Below are 3,794 nucleotides of genomic sequence, written 5' to 3'. Positions count from 1 at the left end.
CAGGCGAGTACTTCGACGTCCCCAACGGGAACTCCCGTCCTATGGATCTTCACAATCCAATGATCAGGGTGTCCACGATCAAGGGGCAACGCCCCGGATCCCGTCGAACTCTGCGACTGGGATGTCGGCCGCGGGATGAATGATCCGCAGGCATCTGACTCTCATGGGAGAAGTCTCGCCCTGGCCGATCCCCGGTCGTTGTCCGGGGCGTTGCTGACGATCAGGCTCTGTCTCGTGGGACAGAAGCCCTCGGCCCAGACCAGATGATCTGAGATGACGAGCGAATCGGACCAGATCACCGGGGACGGGGACCAAATCGGTTGAGACAGGACAAGAAACTCTCGCAAGACCTCCCGCCCTCGGTGTAGGTTCTCGTTTTCGATGTCCCTTGGTACGGCGTTGACCAGCCTTGATGCGCTTGTCTCACATAGTGTCCTCAACAAGTTCTTCTCCTTTCGTGTCCTTTTCCGCACCGTCGTCACGCAGTACCGCCCCGCCACAGTTGGCTGGCTCCGTTCCGGCACCGTTCAGCCCGCCCGGGGGCCGAGCCATGAACCAGTTGCCCAGGGGCGGCCTCGCGGGTAGGGAGAACCCCCTGGCGACTGGGGTGTTAGTCGCAATGCGCCGAATGTGCCGGGAACGGCAGAGTCCAGCCATGAACTTTTCTCGGTTCGACGGAAGATCAGCCAAGCACGCCGCCCTCGCCCTGGTGTGTGCCGTGACCGTACTGGCGGCGGCCGGGTGCGACGACGACAGCCAGCGCTCCTCCACGCCTGCTCACCAGCATCCCGCAGCGCGCGGTTCGGTGGTCTCCGTGGTCCCCGTGGCGGACCTGGACGCCAAGGAGGTCACAGCCCGCCTGGCTAAGGCGGGTATCGATACAACACAGGCACGCTACGGCGTGCGTGCTCACCGGATCGTGTATCGCACCGTCGATTTCAAGGGGAAACCCACCACAGCCAGCGAGTTGGTCGCGATGCCGAAGAACGACGCACGCAGCCTTCGGGTTGTGTCCTGGCTGCACGGCACCGAGGTGTACCGGGGAGAGGTGGCCTCGGTGAACGACGAATCGCCCGACCGGGCCACGGCGTTGCTGTTCGCCTCGACCGGGCGCGCGGTGTCTGCCCCGGACTACCTCGGCCTGGGAAAAGGCCCCGGAATGCATCCGTACGGGAACCCGAAGGCGACTCTTACGGCTTCAGTGGACGCGTTGCGGGCGACTCGCACGTTCGCCCGCAGGGAGGGTCGCGGCCTCGACCGGCGCGTACTCGTCAGCGGGTTCTCCCAGGGCGCCCCCGCCACGATGCTGGTCGGGCGGGCCCTGCAGCAGGGCGTCGATCCGTACTTCCGTCCGGGAGCCCTCGCCCCGGTCGCCGGCCCGTTCGATCTGAGTGGTTTCGAGGCCGCCGCGGCAGACGACAAGGTCGCACGGTCGTCGCTCTACCTCGCCTATTTCGCCACCGCGTGGAACCGGATGTATGGCCTGTACGGCGCCCCGGACCAGGCGTTCCGAACCCCTTACGACCAGGCGGTGGAGACGCTGTTCGATGGCGACCACAAGGCGTCGGAGCTCGCGGCCGCACTACCCGAAACCTCGAAGCAACTGTTCACCGAAGAATTCCTTCAGAAGGTGCGCCACCCCACGGGGGATCTGCGACGCAAACTGAAGGCGATGGACACCACGTGTGACTGGCGGCCCGACGTCCCAGTGCACCTCTTTCACGCCAGGGGCGACAAGGACGTCTCCTTTGCGAACTCCCTGCACTGCCAGCGCCAGCTGACTGCCAAGGGGGCTGACCAACAGCTCAGTGATGTCGGGGAGTTCGACCACAGCACGACGGTCCTCAAAGCCCTGCCACAAATAGTGCGCGAGTTCGACACCGTCCACTGAGTCAACCCACGCTCGAGCGGCGGCCAATGCGAGACCAAACCCATGGCCGAAGTAAACACCGACATTCAGCACGTGGAGCAGTGAGTGGTGTGCATCGTGAAGTAGCAGGTCACGGGCCTGGTGTGCGTCGGCTCCGGGTACTCATGCTGGTGACGGGCGGGTGGCTTCGGTGGAGATCGTCGGTCAGCGGGCGACTTCCCGGTTTGTGAGGACGAGCAGGCGTGCGCGGCGGCCTCGCCGTGCTCGCGGGCACCGTCGCCACCCAGGCCGACCGGTCGTCATACACCGCGCGCACCGCCAACGGCAACGCCAGTTTCTACCGCAGCGCCAACTGACCTGATCACAGGCCGGTGACCTGGTAGCACAAGGGGCCGGCTGGCCCGCGGCATCCCACCGCGGACCGGCTGGCCTTCCCTCATCGTCGCCTACTGCCGCGGCGCCGCCTAAATCCGCTGGCCCCCATCGCTTCGTCCTGCGACAGTGCGAGGATGGACTGGAGAGCCGTATCCCCCGCGGACGTCGACGCCCTCACCGAGTTGCTCGGCCGGGACGAGGAGGCGACGGTCGGCCGCCGCGAGAGCGGGCCGGCGGAGGTGCGCAGCATGCTGGCCGCTCCCGGACTCGACCTGGCTGCCCGCACGTGGGCCGCGTCGGCCCCCGACGGCAGTCTCCTCGGCTTCGCCGCCCTCCACCCCGCGCCCCAGCCGGGCGAGCTGCGCGCCCAGTTGGTCGTAGCCCCGTGCCCGGACGCGCCTGCCGTCACCGCCGCGCTCCTGGACCGCCTCGACGCCTGGGCCGCCCACGATCTCCCCACCCACGACACACCGGTGACGCTCTATCAACTTCCAGGGTGCCGACCCCGCGACCAACTCCTCAGCCGCGGCTGGACCGTCGTCCACAGCAGCAGCCGTCTCACCGTTGCCCTGGACTCCCTCGGCCTCCCCGAACACCCGGCATCCACGGCGCCCACGGTGCGCGCGGCCCGGAACGAGACCGACCTCCGCACCGTCCACTCCGTGCTGAACGAGGCTTTCACCGGCGACCCGGAGCACCCCCACCCGGACTTCGAGGACTTCCACCACGCCCAGCGCCGACGCGAGGGCTACAACCCCGACCTGTGGCTCCTCGCCGAACTCGACAGCGTCTCCGCCGGCGCCCTCATCGCCCGCGACCCCGTCGACCGCGCCTGGATCGCCTGGTTCGGCGTCCACCCTGCCCACCGCCGCCACGGCCTCGGCGCCCAACTCCTCACCACCGCCTTCAGCCTCCTCCACGCCCGCGGCCACCGCACGGTCAGCGTCGACGTGGACACCCACAACACCGGCGCCATGCAGGCCTACACCTCCGCCGGCATGACCCTTCTCGGCGCGGCCGACCAGTGGCGCAGGACCTACGTCTGAACCCGGCGCCCGCCCTGCGTAAGGCAGGGCGACGCCGCCGGTGGTGGGCCCAGGCGAGAGCCAGAACGATCGGACCCCACAGCATCGCCGGCGTGATGCACACCCGGGCCAGCAGCATCCACCAGCCGTTGCTGAACCCCACCTCGGGCACCAGGCCCACCCAGGCGAGCGGGTAGTGGTCGAACATGGCCACCAGCGCCAATGGTGCGCATCGTGAAGTAGCAGGTCACGGGCCTGGTGTGCGTCGGTGTCGGGGTGCTCACGCTAGTTGTGGGCGGGTGACTTCGGTGGAGATCGTCGGTCAGCGGGCGACTTCGCGGTTCGTCAGGACCAGCAGGGCCCTCACCAGCGCGGTCGCCCACTTCGGGTCGGTGCGGACCTTGCCGAGGACGCGCCAGTTCTTCAGGCGATCGCGCTGCTGACCGACAACGGGCAGCAGGTCCTCTACATCCCCGGCCGCACCGTCCACCACGCCTCCGGCTCCTACCGGGGTGACGGGAAGA

The 3,794-nt window shown here is 68.0% G+C and carries 2 protein-coding genes and 1 pseudogene; 2 read left to right on the top strand and 1 reads right to left on the bottom strand.

From position 1 onward, the window contains the following. The first annotated feature begins 718 nt into the window (after positions 1–718). Both ACWD35_RS45110 and ACWD35_RS45105 read left to right on the top strand, forming a co-directional pair. The gene (locus tag ACWD35_RS45110) at positions 719–1,891 is read left to right on the top strand and encodes a hypothetical protein (protein WP_451357118.1); all 1,173 of its coding nucleotides are present in this window, start codon (positions 719–721) and stop codon (positions 1,889–1,891) included. 488 nt (positions 1,892–2,379) lie between these two features. Further along, positions 2,380–3,291, top strand: a complete 912-nt coding sequence (locus tag ACWD35_RS45105; protein ID WP_451357117.1) for a GNAT family N-acetyltransferase — start codon at positions 2,380–2,382, stop codon at positions 3,289–3,291. Positions 3,292–3,592: 301 nt separating this feature from the next. Here the strand turns inward: ACWD35_RS45105 and ACWD35_RS45100 are convergent. Next, positions 3,593–3,794 (bottom strand): annotated as a pseudogene (locus tag ACWD35_RS45100) (hypothetical protein); the annotation flags it as partial.

This window comes from Streptomyces sp. NPDC002671, from assembly GCF_053592475.1.
Note: the sequence above shows the minus strand (reverse complement) of the source record. Positions and strands in the feature narration are given on the sequence as shown.